The 14664-nt window shown below is 58.7% G+C and carries 16 protein-coding genes and 1 tRNA gene; 10 read left to right on the top strand and 7 right to left on the bottom strand.

The genetic code is table 11. The features are described 5' to 3' along the window. The first annotated feature begins 24 nt into the window (after positions 1–24). The 4 genes from HY36_RS04800 to HY36_RS04785 all read left to right on the top strand — a co-directional run bounded on the left by HY36_RS04800 (position 25) and on the right by HY36_RS04785 (position 3177). Positions 25–993 carry a DUF1036 domain-containing protein gene (locus HY36_RS04800; RefSeq protein WP_241764146.1) on the top strand — a complete coding sequence of 323 codons (969 nt, stop codon included), beginning with the start codon at positions 25–27 and terminating at the stop codon, positions 991–993. Continuing rightward, on the top strand, positions 990–1763 hold the full coding sequence (locus HY36_RS04795; protein WP_051602511.1) for a pyrimidine 5'-nucleotidase: 774 nt from the start codon (positions 990–992) through the stop codon (positions 1761–1763). The genes HY36_RS04800 and HY36_RS04795 overlap by 4 nt, the downstream gene beginning before the upstream one ends. Then, positions 1756–2583: a 2,3,4,5-tetrahydropyridine-2,6-dicarboxylate N-succinyltransferase gene (dapD, locus tag HY36_RS04790; RefSeq protein WP_035549280.1), complete on the top strand. Its 828-nt coding sequence runs from the start codon at positions 1756–1758 to the stop codon at positions 2581–2583. Before HY36_RS04795 ends, dapD begins: the two co-directional genes overlap by 8 nt. A 99-nt stretch (positions 2584–2682) precedes the next feature. Beyond that, a complete protein-coding gene (locus HY36_RS04785; RefSeq protein ID WP_035549277.1) occupies positions 2683–3177 on the top strand; it encodes an SRPBCC family protein in 495 nt (164 codons plus the stop codon). Here HY36_RS04785 and HY36_RS04780 read toward each other — a convergent pair. From HY36_RS04780 to gluQRS, 5 genes are all read right to left on the bottom strand, one after another. Next, the gene (locus HY36_RS04780; protein WP_051602510.1) at positions 3174–3419 is read right to left on the bottom strand and encodes a hypothetical protein; all 246 of its coding nucleotides are present in this window, start codon (positions 3417–3419) and stop codon (positions 3174–3176) included. The genes HY36_RS04785 and HY36_RS04780 overlap by 4 nt on opposite strands. Positions 3420–3504: 85 nt before the next feature. Further along, complete coding sequence (locus tag HY36_RS04775; RefSeq protein ID WP_035549274.1) at positions 3505–4605, bottom strand: Zn-dependent alcohol dehydrogenase; 1101 nt, start codon at positions 4603–4605, stop codon at positions 3505–3507. A 110-nt stretch (positions 4606–4715) separates the two neighbouring features. Then, on the bottom strand, positions 4716–6287 hold the full coding sequence (locus HY36_RS04770) for an alkaline phosphatase (protein ID WP_035549271.1): 1572 nt from the start codon (positions 6285–6287) through the stop codon (positions 4716–4718). 66 nt (positions 6288–6353) lie between these two features. After that, positions 6354–7256: a DMT family transporter gene (locus tag HY36_RS04765; RefSeq protein WP_035549268.1), complete on the bottom strand. Its 903-nt coding sequence runs from the start codon at positions 7254–7256 to the stop codon at positions 6354–6356. After that, on the bottom strand, positions 7253–8107 hold the full coding sequence (gene gluQRS, locus HY36_RS04760; RefSeq protein ID WP_035549264.1) for a tRNA glutamyl-Q(34) synthetase GluQRS: 855 nt from the start codon (positions 8105–8107) through the stop codon (positions 7253–7255). The genes HY36_RS04765 and gluQRS overlap by 4 nt, the downstream gene beginning before the upstream one ends. Positions 8108–8234: 127 nt before the next feature. On the opposite strand from gluQRS, the gene HY36_RS04755 reads away from it, so the two are divergent. Beyond that, entirely contained in the window at positions 8235–9302 is a 1068-nt protein-coding gene (locus HY36_RS04755; RefSeq protein ID WP_035549262.1) for a hypothetical protein, read from the top strand. 15 nt (positions 9303–9317) lie between these two features. Here HY36_RS04755 and msrA read toward each other — a convergent pair whose 3' ends face one another. After that, positions 9318–9974 carry a peptide-methionine (S)-S-oxide reductase MsrA gene (msrA, locus tag HY36_RS04750; RefSeq protein WP_035549260.1) on the bottom strand — a complete coding sequence of 219 codons (657 nt, stop codon included), beginning with the start codon at positions 9972–9974 and terminating at the stop codon, positions 9318–9320. 108 nt (positions 9975–10082) lie between these two features. On the opposite strand from msrA, the gene HY36_RS04745 reads away from it, so the two are divergent. Together HY36_RS04745 and HY36_RS04740 are read left to right on the top strand one after the other, a co-directional pair. After that, positions 10083–10172, top strand: a tRNA-Ser gene (locus tag HY36_RS04745). Between the two features lie 143 nt (positions 10173–10315). After that, entirely contained in the window at positions 10316–12208 is a 1893-nt protein-coding gene (locus HY36_RS04740; protein WP_051602509.1) for a DUF3604 domain-containing protein, read from the top strand. Between the two features lie 71 nt (positions 12209–12279). Here HY36_RS04740 and HY36_RS04735 read toward each other — a convergent pair whose 3' ends face one another. Further along, a complete protein-coding gene (locus HY36_RS04735) occupies positions 12280–12732 on the bottom strand; it encodes an SH3 domain-containing protein (RefSeq protein WP_035549255.1) in 453 nt (150 codons plus the stop codon). A gap of 270 nt (positions 12733–13002) precedes the next feature. Between HY36_RS04735 and HY36_RS04730 the strand changes: the two genes are divergently transcribed. From HY36_RS04730 to HY36_RS04720, 3 genes are all read left to right on the top strand, one after another. Further along, on the top strand, positions 13003–13521 hold the full coding sequence (locus HY36_RS04730) for a hypothetical protein (protein WP_035549252.1): 519 nt from the start codon (positions 13003–13005) through the stop codon (positions 13519–13521). Positions 13522–13559: 38 nt separating this feature from the next. Further along, on the top strand, positions 13560–14189 hold the full coding sequence (locus HY36_RS04725) for a phosphoribosylanthranilate isomerase (protein ID WP_035549250.1): 630 nt from the start codon (positions 13560–13562) through the stop codon (positions 14187–14189). Positions 14190–14255: 66 nt separating this feature from the next. Then, on the top strand, positions 14256–14639 hold the full coding sequence (locus HY36_RS04720) for a nuclear transport factor 2 family protein (RefSeq protein WP_035549371.1): 384 nt from the start codon (positions 14256–14258) through the stop codon (positions 14637–14639). Positions 14640–14664: the final 25 nt, after the last annotated feature.

The following is a 14664-nucleotide window of genomic DNA, read 5'->3' as shown; positions in this document are numbered from 1 at the left end:
GCAGCGGCGGCGGGGGTCCCTGTGATGGCGCAGGCCCAGAATGCCTCCGGCGATGGCTGGAAGCTCTGCAATGAAACCAGCTACATCATCGAAACGGCTGTTGGCCGCCCTGTTGGCGGGTCAATTACGGTTGATGGCTGGACGAAGTTGCAGCCTGGATCCTGTCAGATTGCCGTCAAGGCGCCACTCGATCCGAAATTTCACTATGTTTACGGACGTACCTCCACAGCCCATCGCGGCGGTTTGCGCGAATGGGGCGGCGGCCGAGATCTGTGCGTAGACCCAACGGGCAGCTTTTCGCTGGAAAGCCCGCCGAACTGCACGGCGATGGGGCTGGAAGAGCGCGGGTTTCGGTCTGTGGAGATCAAGAGCCGCTCACGCTGGACCACGACGTTTACAGAGATCGAGAATTATTCGCCAGATATGGCACAGGCCGCAGGCATCCAGCGCCTGCTTGAAGAGGCCGGGGTTCTGTCCGGCGCTATTGATGGCCGTATCGGCTACAAAACGCGCACGGCCATCGCGAAATTCCTGGAAGAGAACAATCTTCCCGAATCCACATCTGATGCCGACCTGATCGACTTTCTGGAGCAGGTGGCGAAGGAGAATGGCCGGAATGTCGGATTCACCTTGTGCAACCGCACAGACAAACGGATCTGGAGCGCTATTGGCCGTCGCGGCACGGAAGGTTGGGAGAGCCGTGGGTGGTGGATGCTTGAGGCCGGCGGTTGCGCGCGCGTGATCGACAAGGCGCTGCGCGGAACTGAGCATTACGTCTATGGCGAGATGGAAGACGGCACGAAGATCCGCACGCTTTCGAAGGCGTCTGATGCGTTTTGCGTCGGCCGGGCGAAATTTGCCATTGTCGGCCGAGATGACTGCGAAGCCTCTGCTTATCGGACAGCGCTTTTCCAGGCGGCGAATGAGCCGGTCGATCAGCGTCTCGTATTCGAATTCTTTGAGCGGGACTTCGCCAAGGCGGGCGATCAATGACCTCCAGCAAGGCGGGTATTCATCTCGCGCCATTTGGCCAGTTCGGTCACGTCGCCGATTGGGTGTTTGATCTCGACAACACGCTTTATCCGGCAGAGTGCGACCTGTTCGCCGAGATCGATACGCGCATGACTGAGTTTGTATCCCGAACTTTGGATTTGCATCCGGTTGAAGCCCGCAAGGTCCAGAAAGAATACTACGCCACTTATGGTACGACACTTTCCGGGCTCATGAAGGTGCATCAGATCGATCCAGCAGATTTTCTCCACCATGTGCACGATATCGATCTCTCACCGTTGCCAGATCTGCCGGCGTTGAGGCAGGCCATCCGCGCGCTGCCAGGGCGCAAGTTTGTCTATACGAACGGCTCTCGCCGCCATGCTGAGCGCGTGGTGGACAGGATGCGGCTTGGTGATCTGTTCGATGGCAGTTTCGGGATCGAAGATGCGGACTATACACCAAAGCCTCATCTGGATTCCTACAATCGGTTCTGCGCAATGCATGATGTGGCGCCGGGCAAGGCAATTTTTTTCGAAGATCTCGCCCGAAACTTGCTGCCAGCCAAGGATATGGGGTTCACCACAGTGCTGGTGCATTCGGAGAAAGACTGGAGCCACGAGCCGGTTGAGGCCCGCCCGGCAAACCTGCAGGATCTGTTGGGGGATGACGGGCCCGACCACATAGACTATGTGACGGGCGACCTTGCCGCCTTTCTTGAGGCGGCGCTTGAAACTTTGCCGAACAATTCTCCCGGAGACCAAGATGACTGAAGCCCTTGCCAATGCGATTGAACAGGCGTGGGAAAACCGCGACACGCTGACAACCGAGACCAAGGGCGAAGTTCGTGAAGCTGTCGAAGCGGCAATCGAGCTGCTTGATTCCGGCGAAGCGCGCGTGGCCAGCCCCAATGGTGATGGCACCTGGCAGGTTCACCAATGGCTGAAGAAGGCTGTTCTTCTGTCTTTCCGCCTGAACGCAAATGGCATGATTTCCGGCGTGCCGGGTGGCGGAAACTGGTGGGACAAGGTGCCGTCGAAGTTTCAGGGTTGGGGCTCGTCTGAATTTGAGGCCGCCGGGTTCCGGGCGGTGCCGCCTGCCGCCGTGCGCCGCGGCGCCTACATCGCGAAGAACGCCGTTCTGATGCCATCCTACGTCAATATCGGCGCGTATGTGGGCGAAGGCACGATGATCGACACATGGGCCTCGGTAGGCTCGTGCGCCCAAGTCGGGGCGAACTGCCACATTTCCGCCGGCACAGGTATCGGCGGTGTGTTGGAGCCGCTTCAGGCCAATCCGACCATCATTGAAGACAATTGTTTCATCGGCGCACGCTCCGAAGTGGTTGAGGGCGTGGTCGTTGGGGAAGGCTCGGTCATCGCAATGGGCGTGTTCATCACCCAGTCGACGAAGATCGTGGATCGCAAGACCGGCGAGATCACCTATGGCAAGGTGCCGCCTTACTCCGTGGTCGTTCCAGGCACGTTGCCAGACAAGAATGGCGGACCGAGCCTGGCCTGCGCTGTGATCGTAAAGACGGTTGATGCGCAGACGCGCTCCAAGACCGGCGTCAACGAATTGCTGCGGGACTAGCCTTCGGTATGTTGAACCGTGCCGTGGCGGCATGGTTTGACTTGAGGGCAACATCGCTCTCTCCTGTCTTTACACAATAAGACGACAGGGGAGGGCCTGATGGCCAAGGCATTGAAACAACACAAGGCAGTGGGCGAGGACTATCTCGCCACGGTCAAACCGAAACTTCGTGCGTCGCACGCGTTTCCGTTCCCGGCCAGCGCAGTATGGGCTGCGTTGCTGGATGCTGATGCGTGGACGGAATGGTTGCCGATCACGAAAGTTATCTGGACCAGCCCTGAGCCATTCGGCGTCGGCACAACGCGCACCGTTGAAATTGGTGACCAGCGCGTTGAGGAAGTCTTCTTTGCGTGGGAAGACGGCATGCGCATGGCGTTCTATTTTGACAAGTCCACATTGCCGGTCTCGGCGGCAATTGAGGACTACCGTGTCGTGGCGACTGACAGCGGGTGCGAGCTGCATTGGGCTGGCAAGGCGAGCGCGGCATTGGTGCTCGGTGGACTGGTTTCAGGCCAACTGGCAAAGGGTATTCGCGAGGGACTGCCGAAGCTCGAGGCACTGATCCGGGATAACCCCTCCCGGTTTGGACTTTAGCCGGCCTCCTTCTTCAGGATCAGCCAGCGATAGATGCCGATGCAATTGATCACGGTCAGGACGAGGTTCTGATAGAGCAGTGGCGGTTCGTTTTCTGCAACGCCGATTGCGACCCAAGCCGTTGAAGAGACCGCGAAGATCACAAAGGCGGTGCCGGTGATCTTCCGTCCCAGATCTGCTGAGATCATGATGGCGGCACAGATTCCTGTGCCCATGGCAATCCATTCAAGCATTTCGAGCATGGTCAATCTCTCCAGCCTTTTATGAAATCTGTATCCGGCTGGAGAGGAAATGTCGGAAACCTCTAGAAGTTCCGCTCGAAGGGCTTTAGTCGAACACCACGACTTGTCGGGCGACAGTGCCCTTGTTGTCTTTCAAATTCTGCAATGCGCCCGTAATGCCTTCCAGGCCGATACGATCCGAGACCAGATCATCCAGGTGAAGCTTGCCTTGCTTGTAAAGCTCAATGAGGCGTGGGAAATCCACACGGAACCTGTTGGAGCCCATGATGGCACCTTGTAGCCGCTTCTCCGTAGCGAGCAATTCGATCCCCGGAATCTCGATATTCACGCCGGGTGTGATCATGCCGATGACGGTGGCCACGCCGCGCGGACGCAACATGTGATAGGCCTGTTCCGCCGTCTGTTTCAGGCCGACGCACTCAAAGGAATAATGGACACCGCCATTCGTCAGCTCCTTGACGGCTTCGATCGCATTCACCTTGCCGGGATTGACCGTGTCCGTTGCGCCAAAGCGTACCGCCATCTGGAGTTTCTCATCGGAAAGATCGACCGCGACGATGCGGCTGGCCCCGGCAATCGCTGCACCATTGACCGCCGCAAGTCCGACGCCGCCGCACCCCAGCACAGCGACTGTTGATCCGGGTTCAACCTTGGCCGAGTGGAAAACGGAGCCGACACCGGTGATGACACCGCAGCCAATCAGGCAGGCCTTGTCCATCGGCATATCCCTGTCTACGGCGCACAGCGCGTTTTCATGAACAAGGATCTGCTCTGCAAAAGAGGAAAGGTTCAGGAACTGGCCGACTTTTTCGCCCTTGATGGACAGGCGCGGCGCTTCGGTGGGTTGGCGCTGGAAATGATCCCGGTTCACCGTATGGCAGACTGACATATGCCCCGTCAGGCAGTACTCGCACGTTCCGCAAAACGGCGACAGGATCGAGATAACGTGGTCGCCCGGCTTCACCGCAGATACCATTGAGCCAACTTCTTCAACCACGCCCGCGCTTTCATGGCCCAGAATGACCGGTAGTTCAGCCGGGAAGTTGCCGTCCCAGAAATGTACGTCTGAATGGCAGACGCCAACCGCCTTCAGTCTAACCAGCACTTCGCGCGGGCCGGGCTTGGAAATGGTAACATCTTCGATGGATAGCGGCGCATTGGGCGCGCGCATGACGGCAGCCTTCATGGGTTTTCCTCCTCTGTCCGGTCTCCGCGCTCTTTTTTGGCGCAGATGACCAGCGATGGAGAAGTTTCACCCAGAATGCGCGGCCTGAACAGGCCCGACGCGACGGCAGTCTATTCTGTCGGGGCTGACACGAGACCGGAAGCGCGGCCCATGACATGGAAGATTTCGTTCTGTTCCATTACGCCAGAAACGAGTTCCGATCCGGGGCCAGTCGCGAAGATGGCAACATCATCGCCGCCATGTGTTTCAGACGCCATGAACACAAGCGAAGGCTGCTGGAAGTTCTTTTCGGTCGTATCAATGTCGGACAGGTCTTCGCGTACACAATCCTGTTCGCCGGAAACGAGGCGACAAGCTGTCATCCCGCTGGCGTAGGACAAGGTCGTATACGGTTTGCCGTCTTGCGCATCCATGGGCGCATTGTCGAGCCCACTGACGACCTTGCCGAGGATCGGGTTTCCGCGTGTTGGGTAACCTGAAATAGTCATCGTGTGAGAGTGATCTGCCGTCACGATGATCAGCGTTTCGTCCGCATTCGTCATCTCGAGTGCAGCGGCAACGGCCTGGTCCATTTCATCGGTCTCATCCAGGGCCCGGATCGCGCTGACGCCATGATGGCCGTGATCAATCCGACCGCCTTCCACCATCAACATATAGCCTTCATCATTGCGGGACAGGCGCGTGATCGCCGCTTTGGTCAGGTCGACGAGCGACGGCTCGCCCGCTGGATCATCGGCGCGGTCGATCGCGAACTTCATGTGAGAAGGTTCAAACAGGCCAAGCACTTTGGCGTCGCTTGCGAAGTCGATCGCATCGAACCCTGCCTTGTCAGTAATGTACACGTGGTCATCGGACTTGGCCGTCCACTCTGCAGTGAGGTCCCGGCCATCTTCGCGATTACCTGACCAGTCCGCGTTTTCCACATCGGCCTGATCGACGGTGGTGAAGCTTCCGCGTCCGCCGGCCATGGCCACTTCAAAGCCGTCGCCTTCCGGCCATTCGATCAATTGACGGGCAATGTCCTTGCACGCGCTCGCGTCGCCGCCTTTCAGGTCCGCATCATTCTCCCAGTCGCGGCTTGGCGATTTGGCGAAGGTTGAGGCGGGGGTCGCGTGGGTCAGGCGCGCGGTTGAAACCAGTCCGGTTGCAAGACCAGCGCGTTCTGCCAGCTCAAACAGGGTGTCGGTTGTATTGCCTTCCACGCTGGCGCAATTGTTGAAGCGTGTGTCCTGCAGAACGCCCAGCATACGGGAATTCGTTTTGGCGCCCGTCACCATTGCCGTTGCAGTAGAGGCGGAATCGGCCACCTGGAAATCATGGCTGTAAGTCTTCGACAAGGCCATGAAAGGCAGGGTTTCCATGGTCAGTCGATAGGATTCGCCATCAAGCCCGCGCTTCTGACCGGCATAAATGCGCGCAGCCGTGATGGTCGGAATGCTCATACCATCGCCAACAAACAGGATGACGTTCTTGGCTGGTTTGACACCGCGTTGCTGGATACGCGCGTCCACTGCTTCAGCGGCGGACTGATAGTAGGAGTCTCCGGACTGAATGGGGGTGGCTGCTTCGCGCGTGATTGTCGGCGTGGAAGTGCTGTCGGTTCCGGTGATATCGGATGAGGCAGAACAACCGGCAATTGCCAGAGCGGCGATAGAAACAAGGGGAAGGGCGGTGCGGCGCATGGGGCAGACTCCGGAAGAACAGGTTTGCGTCGGCCTTAGACGCATTTCGTGACATTTATGCTGCGATCAGTCGACTGGCTGCGGTTTGTGCCCGCTTTGCGCAAGCCACACAGCAAACAGGATAAGCGCGCTGCCAGCGGCCTGAATGCTGGTGAGAGGTTCATTGAACAATTGCCATGAGACAGCGGCAGCGACGACAGGCTGGATCAGGATGAGCACCCCTGCAACTGATGTTGGGGTGATGCCCAGGCCTGTGATGATCAGGCCCTGTCCGATGACATGAATCCCGACCCCCAGAATGAAGGGGGCGAGAAAGCCCGAGATATGCGCGGGCAGGAAGTCTTCCCGGAAGGTCATCACCATCATGCCGGCGACGATGATTTCCACGCAGGTCAGCCAGAAGACGGCGTCGATGCCACTCATCGTTCGACGTGCGAGTTTGGACGCCAGCAAGTAGCCGGAAACGAGGACTGCCGCAGCAAGGGAGAGCAGGTCGCCTCGGATATTGCCGCTGCCGCCCCCTGCCGCGCCGAGAGAAAGCGCGGCAGCGCCTGCCATCGCGAGGATAACGGCGATGAACCAGACGGGTGTTGGGCGCTCCTTCAGGAAGAACCATGCTGCGAATCCGACACCGACATTTCCGAGATTCACGATGAAGGTGGCATTCGATACGCTGGTTAGGGTGAGGCCCCAGTGCCAGAGGCCGATATCCAGTGCGAAGCATGTGCCTCCAATGACAATGAACATGTTCGGCTTGCTGGGCAGGCGTTTCTGGATGCCGAGAACCAGAAGGAACAGAACAGGTGCAGCGAACACATATCGCCAAAAGGCAATCGCTTGAGGCCCAAGATCATCAAGGCCGAGGCGCAAGCCGATCGGCGCGAAACCAATTGCGATTCCGCCGCACAGCATCATCAGGGGTCCGACCCAGTGACGCGCGGCCGGCGCGGAAATAGGAGTGTCTGTCATGCGGAGAAGCCTGTCATGGCGCGAATGTCTTGCGGCGTCTTGCCGTGTTCACGCCATTCACGCAATCCCCGGTCTCCGGAGCGTTTGGACAATTTCTTGTCATCCGGACCCATAATGAGCGGATGAAACCGGTAGAGTGGCTGAGGCCAGTCCATAAGCGCCTGAAGCAGGGCGTGTATTGCTGTCATCTCTCGAATGTCCTCTCCGCGGATGACATGCGTGATGCCTTGAAGCGCGTCATCATGACAGCAGGCAAGGTGATAGCTGGTCGGTGTGTCCTTGCGGGCCAGTACGACGTCGCCAAAAGGTGAGGGGTCTGCAGCGACTTCAGTCGTGCCTGTGTCGCTGAATGTCGTGTAGCTGAGCGCCTTGTAGCGCGAACCGAGCCAATCTTGGGCCGCGGTGAGGGACAATCGCCAGGCGAAGGCGCGCCCCCTTTCAATCAACTCCTGTTCTTCGGCAGGTGGCAGGGGCTTTCCTGTATATCCAGCCGTATCGGGGCTCGCGCCTGCAGGCAGGGCGGCTGCAATCTCCCGCCGGGTCTTGAAGCAGCGGTAGACGAGGCCGCGAGACCGAAGAGATTCCAGCGCGCCTTCATACTCTGCAAAATGGTCCGACTGTCGTCGTACTTCGCCGTCCCAGTCGAGATCCAGCCAGTTCAGGTCTTCGAGAATGGAGGCCTCATATTCCGGCTTGCAGCGCGTCAGGTCGATGTCTTCGATCCTCAACAACACTTTGCCACCATATCTGCGGGCTGTATCCCAGACGTGAAAAGCCGACAGGGCGTGGCCAAGGTGAAGATGGCCGGTCGGCGAGGGTGCAAACCGCGTTACAAATCTTTCTGCGCCCATTCGGTCCCCTGAAATCAACTCGCCCAGAACACGATCTAACCATCCTCGAAGCCGCCTGAACAGCGTTTGCCTGTTGCCAGTGCGGGGTTGGGCTCGTATCGCACACATATACCGGAGGTCTGCCCGAATGCCCGTGAATGACTGGTTCACAAACGCTGAGCGCTGGTTCGAAGCGAACGTCGTTGGCGCGCCAGAGCTCGCCACGTTCGGGCTCGGCATGCTGGGTGTGTTGGTTTTGGCATTGCTTGCGGTGGCGTTCAGCCTTGTCCGGTCCCTGCTGAAGTCATTGCGCAATGAGGCAGGTGCACGCGCCGCGCGCAACGACAAATCTCCGGGCTATCGAATTCTTGTGGCGCGCCCGACGGGTCAGCGCGCAGGCCGTGCCTGGAAGTGGCTGTTGTCGTCTCTTGAGTCTTACGTGCCGGAGTTCAGTTTTGGCGCGCCATTGAAAGTTTTCCGCACAGGCAGCATTCGCGGCGGTGTTGAGACCCGCGCGGTGCAGCGCGCTCGCCGCCGTTTGCAGACGGCGGACGCCGACATGCTGGTCTGGGCGGACCGGACCGGCCGAAAGGAAGATGGTTTCGTCGTGCACGGCCTTAGCCGCGGCGGAGGTCTGACGCCGGCTGAGGCGCGCCTCTTTACGCTGACATTGCCGGGCCGCATGTCCGATCTGGAGGGGCAGATGCAGCGCGTGGCAGCCTATTTCCTCGCCCGCGAGCTGCAGCCAGCGCTGGCGAACCCACAATCATTCCGACCGGAAAAGATGAAAACGCTGTCCAACGCGCTTTCTGATATTCTGGAGGATACCCCGGCGCTACCCCTGCCGCTGCGCAGCCGGATTGAGGCGGATTTCTGCGCGTCTCTTGTGCATATCGCCGAACAGTCAGGGGATATCGAGGCCCTGGAACAGGTTATCATGCTGCGTCGGATCCATCTCGACGACATCAAGAACGATCAAGACGCCTCACGGGCAGTGCAGGCGCACATGGATCTGGGGCGTGCCTTGTTGGCCAAAGCGACGAAGCAGTTTGATCGCAAGACTGTCGAAGCCGCGATTGGTCACCTATCAAAGGTGATCGAGGCACTTCAGGCTGACCCGACCATCAAGCGCGCGCAGGCCGCGTCTGACGCCATGTACAAGGCTCAGAACCTGATCGAGACGCGCAAGCGCTTTGCGGTAAACTTCGGGGCCTAGGGGCGCCCCCGCCAATCAGGTGGCGACGCCGAGCCCGATAGGGCAGGACACGCCTGTACCACCGATGCCGCAATAGCCATTGGGGTTCTTGGCGAGGTATTGCTGGTGATAGTCTTCAGCAAGGTAGACCGGCCCGGCCGGGGCCACTTCTGTCGTGATCTGGCTGGCGTGGCCATTCTGGGCGAGGGCTTTTTCGTAGACCGCAATCATCTCTTGTGCCGTCGCGGCTTGCGCGTCAGACGTTGTGTAGAGGGCTGAACGGTACTGCGTGCCGATGTCGTTGCCCTGCCGCATGCCTTGGGTCGGGTCGTGGCTTTCAAGGAACAGCTTCACCAGATCAGCGAAGGTGACTTCGGACGGGTTGAAGATCACTTCGACGATTTCGGTATGCCCGGTGCCCCCGGAACAGACTTCTTCATAGGTTGGATTTGGCGTGAAGCCGCCTGCATAGCCGACACGGGTCAGCCAGACGCCATCCTGTTGCCAGAAAACGCGTTCCGCGCCCCAGAAACAGCCGAGCCCGAAGATGGCCGTTTCGAACCCTTCCGGGATGGGGCCTTGCAGGTCGCGGTCAAAAACGTAGTGGGTGCTGGCGGTCGGAATGGGCTGCGCGCGGCCGGGCAGGGCGCTGTCGGCATCCGGAATCGCGACGGGCTTTTTCGAGAACAACATGAAACGGTCTCCCTTTCAGCGGCTCATATGGGATTGTCTGCCACGAACGGCAATCACAGTCTTGCGATCTTGCAGACCTTCGGTTATTGGCTCCCCTCTGCTGAGCACGGTGAGGTGGCCGAGTGGTCGAAGGCGCACGCCTGGAAAGTGTGTAGGCTAGCAATAGTCTCCAGGGTTCGAATCCCTGTCTCACCGCCAGCATTTCCCGGGTCCAAACGATGCGATCGTCAAGGCTGAGGGCGTCGCTCGCACAGACGGAATCCCGATGGAGCACGTATTGTCGGGTCATGTCCTTGCTCAGATATTCCCGTTTCCGCCTCTGGATCCTATGGTCTACCGGTATGATTCTGCTTGCAGCTTTAACGGCATGCGATGGCGCTATCATTGACGCGCCGTCGCCGGTTTCCGGAAATGAGACGGAGTCTGCCGAAGTTACGTCAACAGGAGCGGGCGTAGCATTCAATTCGGAGCGCAATGCATATTTCGGAGACCTCCACGTCCATACGGGCCTCTCCTTCGATGCTTATCTCGGGAATGTACGCACCTTGCCGGAAGATGCTTACCGGTTCGCGCGTGGAGAGACGATCACGCACGCCAATGGCATGCCTGTTCGCCTCTTGGGGCCCCCGCTCGATTTCGTGGCGGTGACGGATCATGCTGAATACCTTGGCGCGATGCGGGAAGCGAACGATCCGGCTCGTCGGTTGTCTAAAGACCCGCTCGCTGCCGGGCTGTTCAGTGAGAACCCTGCGGAGGCCAATGCCGCATTCTTTCGGGTTCTGGCTCGCTATCGAGCGAACGACATGCCGGAAGGTTTCAAGGCACCTGATGTGATCGGCAGGGCATGGGGTATCGTTCAGGACGCCGCCGAGAAGTATAATGAACCCGGTCGGTTCACGACTTTTGTCGGATACGAGTTCACCTCCGAACCGGGTGGATTGAACCTTCATCGGAATGTCCTGTTTCGATCGGCGACCGTGCCGGAATTTCCGTTTGCCGCGTTGGAATCCGAAGACCCCGAAGACCTCTGGAAAAAGATGGAGCAATGGCGCGAAGAGGGGGCCGACGCGCTGGCCATTCCTCATAATTCCAACGGGTCGGACGGGATCATGTTTGAACTTGTTCGCCGGAACGACGAGCCGATGGACGCAGATTATGCCGCCTTGCGTATGCGCAATGAGCCGCTGGTCGAGATCACGCAGGTCAAGGGGACATCAGATACGCACCCGATCCTCTCTCCGAATGATGAGTGGTCAGATTTCGAGCTGATGGAAAAGCGGGTTGGGTCCAATGGTGACGTCACCAACTTCCGTGGCAGCTATGTGCGCCAGGCATTGAAGGATGGTTTGCTCCTGCAAGAGACTGATGGGTTCAATCCCTTTCGGTTCGGCTTTGTAGGTTCTTCTGACACGCACAACAGCGCGCCCGGATCGGTAGAAGAAGCGAACTATTTTTCAAAGGCAGGCGTTGTCGATGGAACGGCTGAGCTGCGCAGTTCGGTGCCGCCGGACCGTGCGACCACCCGGCCTGATGGGACACCAAATTCCCGCGAAGCATCCAAGCCCGATCAATCCTGGAGTTCGGCTGGCCTTGTTGGTGTGTGGGCAGAGTCCAACACCCGCGACATGATCTTTGACGCCTTGCGGCGCAAGGAAACGTTCGCCACTTCCGGGCCGCGGATCAAGGTTCGGTTTTTTGCTGGATACGATCTGGCGGGAGAGGGAGGGGTGATCCCAGAGAGTATCGCCCAGATGGATGCACAGGCGGTCCCAATGGGCGGCGATCTGTCATATCTAGAAGACAAGGCGCCTGAGTTCTTTGTTTGGGGACTCCGCGATCCGTCATCTGCGTTCTTGCAGCGTGCGCAGATAGTGAAGGGGTGGGTCGAGGACGGACAATCTCGTGAGCAGGTGTTCGATGTCGCATGTGCTGACGGCGGCACGGTTGACCCCGAGACGTTCCGGTGCCCAGACAACTTCGCAATGGTGGATCTGGCGACATGTACGCCCACGCCGTTCAAGGGAGACGTCGCTCTCCGCACGCTGTGGCAGGACCCGACGTTCGACCCTGACCAGCGGGCCTTCTACTATGTGCGGATACTGGAAAATCCGACGTGCCGCTGGTCTACCTGGGACGCCATTCGAAATGGCACTCCGCCCAACCCGACGCTCCATCCAGTCATACAGGAAAGGGCGTGGAGTTCTCCAATCTGGTATGAGCCCGGGCCGACCTAGTATTGTGCAAACCACTGCGTCCGACGGCCTTTTGATGCGAGCCGTCGGAGAAGAGGTGAAACTGAGGTGGCTTACCGCGCAGGCCGTGCGTCCTGCTTTTCCTTTTGAGCCGACGGATGTTCTGGCTTCCTTGAAGGGGATGCTTCAGGCTCGTGTTTCTGGTGGCTGTCAGGTTGGGCGGCAGCTTTCTGCGATGGCTTTGGCGCTGTCCGCGCGTTTGCGGTTTTTGCCGGTTGCGGTTTGTGGTCCTGCAGCAGTGGCGCGTAAATCCATTTCTCGGGCTGGCCTGGGCCGGAGATCCGCGCCCAGTCACCTTTGGTGACATAGATGGACACTTCCGTGCCAAGGTTCAGTACAGTGACGATGGAGTTGCTGACTCCGGGGCCGCCGCGCACATTTGCCGCTTCTGCTTTCACATAGCGCGGAGCGGGCTGGGGCGATTGGGCGGTGGCAGTCGGCCCGAAGAGGGCCGTGCTGGCTACAAGACTTGCGGCGAGGATTGATTTGATATGGTGCACTGGCATGGGTGCCTCCTGATCTGCTGGATTGGGAGTGATTGCCATCCTGACCGGAGAGTGTGCCCGTCTTTTGTCGTGGGGAGGGAAACTGGTGTCGGCTTGCAACATGTGTGGCGGCGCAGTGACAAAGCGAAGGTATTCGGAGGGCAATCTTCACAGATCGGAAACTTGGACATGAAATCGCTGCAAATCCTTTATGGAATTTGAGCGATTGTTAACCAATTGGGCGGATCGTGAAAAAAGTTTCATCAACCGTCTCTGCCAAGGAACCCTGTCATGCTGATGCGCGCAGCTGCCACTCTTGCCGGAACTCTCCTCATCGGACTTCCGGCGTTCGCCCAGGAACTCATCGTCGAACAACAGGTCGAACGTGTGATCGTCATAGAGGACGAGGAGGGCGGTCTGGAGATGGAATTGCTGCCGGCTGAAGAAGTGAAGCCGGGTGAGCAATTGTTCTATTCAGTGACGTACTCAAATCCCGCGGATGCTCCGGCGAAAGACGTTGTTCTTACCCTGCCGGTGCCAGAGGATGTCAGTCTGCTCGGGGATTCTGCCGTTGCAGAATATGATCAGGCCTCGGTCGATTTTTCAGTCGATGGTGGCGCCACGTATATTCCGCGTGAAAAGCTGATCGCGGAATCGGGCCTTGAGGAAATTCAGCCGGTTCGCGTGTCCATGCCGGAAGAGATTACGCACATGCGCTGGACCTTCAACCGCGAGATCGGGCCAAAGGATTCTGGCAAGATTTTCTTCGCGGCCGTCCTCAAGGACAATCCACGTCCCGTCAGCCCGTGAATTGACGAAGTGTTGCCTGCTGGCGTAACGCCTGCGGCATGACCCAAGTAAAAATCTGCGGCCTGACTGATCCGGACCTGGTGCGCCATGCCGCGCAGTCGGGTGCGGACTGGATTGGATTTGTTTTCGCTGAAGCCAGTCCGCGGTTTGTCACGGAACCGGCGGCCGCGAGCCTGTTGATGCAGGTTGGTCCCGCGCGGCCCGTGGCTTTGCTGGTTGATCCAGTCGACGAGCAAATTGATCGCATTGTCGGTCTCGGGTTTCCAATCCTCCAATTGCACGGGCAAGAGACACCAGACCGTGTGGCGGACATCAAGGCGCGAACCGGCAAGGAAATCTGGAAGGCGATCGGTGTTGCCGAAGCCGATGATCTCGTTCGCGTGGGTGACTATGCTGCCGCGGATCGGTTGCTCATCGATGCCAAGCCTCCCAAGGGGGCTGACCGTACCGGCGGGCATGGTCTCGCATTCGACTGGAACTTGTTGAGTGCGTGGACGGCGCCGCGCCCGTGGCTGTTGGCGGGCGGGCTCAATCCGGGCAATGTGGCTGATGCAATTCGATTGACCGGGGCACCGGCTGTAGACGTATCTTCCGGCGTTGAGCGGCGAAAAGGTGTGAAGGACCGCGACCTCGTTTCAGAATTTCTTAGCGCCGCAAAACATTCTTAGAAATTACGATTGTTCCGTTTTTGTTCTGTGTTACGGTGAGGGCACATGAATGAGGGAGGAAACATCATGTTTTCAGAAGAATTGACCCGCGTAGCAAACAGCCTGGCGGATTGCTGCAATTCCGGGCGAGAGGCGGAAGCGCTGGATACATTATACGCCTCCGACTGCGTGTCCGTCGAAGCGTTGGCTATGGGGGATGGCGGCCGGGAAACAGCCGGTCTTGATGGCATCTGCGGCAAGCATGACTGGTGGTATGGCGCGCACGAGGTTCACAAGGTGAGCGCAGAGGGTCCTTTTCTCTTTGGAGACGATCAGTTCTCGCTCGTGTTCGATATGGATGTGACCAACAAGGAAACAGGTGAGCGGATCCAGATGAAGGAGGTCGGCTTGTACACGGTTTCCGGTGGCAAGATTTCTCGCGAAGAATTCTTCTATCCATTGATGGGCTAGCCCTTTACGGAGGCGGTCACATCAC

This window comes from Hyphomonas atlantica corrig., from assembly GCF_000682715.1.
Taxonomy (GTDB): domain Bacteria; phylum Pseudomonadota; class Alphaproteobacteria; order Caulobacterales; family Hyphomonadaceae; genus Hyphomonas; species Hyphomonas atlantica.
This window is presented reverse-complemented; position numbering and strand designations above follow the sequence as displayed.

Excerpts from the sequence above, each read along its gene's own strand:
- HY36_RS04785 (WP_035549277.1), top strand. The coding sequence starts at position 2,683 with ATGGCCAAGGCATTGAAACAACACAAGGCAGTGGGCGAGGACTATCTC.
- HY36_RS04775 (WP_035549274.1), bottom strand. The coding sequence starts at position 4,605 with ATGAAGGCTGCCGTCATGCGCGCGCCCAATGCGCCGCTATCCATCGAA.
- HY36_RS04740 (WP_051602509.1), top strand. The coding sequence starts at position 10,316 with ATGATTCTGCTTGCAGCTTTAACGGCATGCGATGGCGCTATCATTGAC.
- HY36_RS04730 (WP_035549252.1), top strand. The coding sequence starts at position 13,003 with ATGCTGATGCGCGCAGCTGCCACTCTTGCCGGAACTCTCCTCATCGGA.
- HY36_RS04780 (WP_051602510.1), bottom strand. The coding sequence starts at position 3,419 with ATGCTCGAAATGCTTGAATGGATTGCCATGGGCACAGGAATCTGTGCC.
- HY36_RS04720 (WP_035549371.1), top strand. The coding sequence starts at position 14,256 with ATGTTTTCAGAAGAATTGACCCGCGTAGCAAACAGCCTGGCGGATTGC.
- HY36_RS04770 (WP_035549271.1), bottom strand. The coding sequence starts at position 6,287 with ATGCGCCGCACCGCCCTTCCCCTTGTTTCTATCGCCGCTCTGGCAATT.
- HY36_RS04755 (WP_035549262.1), top strand. The coding sequence starts at position 8,235 with ATGCCCGTGAATGACTGGTTCACAAACGCTGAGCGCTGGTTCGAAGCG.
- HY36_RS04735 (WP_035549255.1), bottom strand. The coding sequence starts at position 12,732 with ATGCCAGTGCACCATATCAAATCAATCCTCGCCGCAAGTCTTGTAGCC.
- HY36_RS04800 (WP_241764146.1), top strand. The coding sequence starts at position 25 with ATGGCGCAGGCCCAGAATGCCTCCGGCGATGGCTGGAAGCTCTGCAAT.
- HY36_RS04725 (WP_035549250.1), top strand. The coding sequence starts at position 13,560 with ATGACCCAAGTAAAAATCTGCGGCCTGACTGATCCGGACCTGGTGCGC.
- dapD (WP_035549280.1), top strand. The coding sequence starts at position 1,756 with ATGACTGAAGCCCTTGCCAATGCGATTGAACAGGCGTGGGAAAACCGC.
- gluQRS (WP_035549264.1), bottom strand. The coding sequence starts at position 8,107 with ATGGGCGCAGAAAGATTTGTAACGCGGTTTGCACCCTCGCCGACCGGC.
- HY36_RS04765 (WP_035549268.1), bottom strand. The coding sequence starts at position 7,256 with ATGACAGACACTCCTATTTCCGCGCCGGCCGCGCGTCACTGGGTCGGA.
- msrA (WP_035549260.1), bottom strand. The coding sequence starts at position 9,974 with ATGTTGTTCTCGAAAAAGCCCGTCGCGATTCCGGATGCCGACAGCGCC.
- HY36_RS04795 (WP_051602511.1), top strand. The coding sequence starts at position 990 with ATGACCTCCAGCAAGGCGGGTATTCATCTCGCGCCATTTGGCCAGTTC.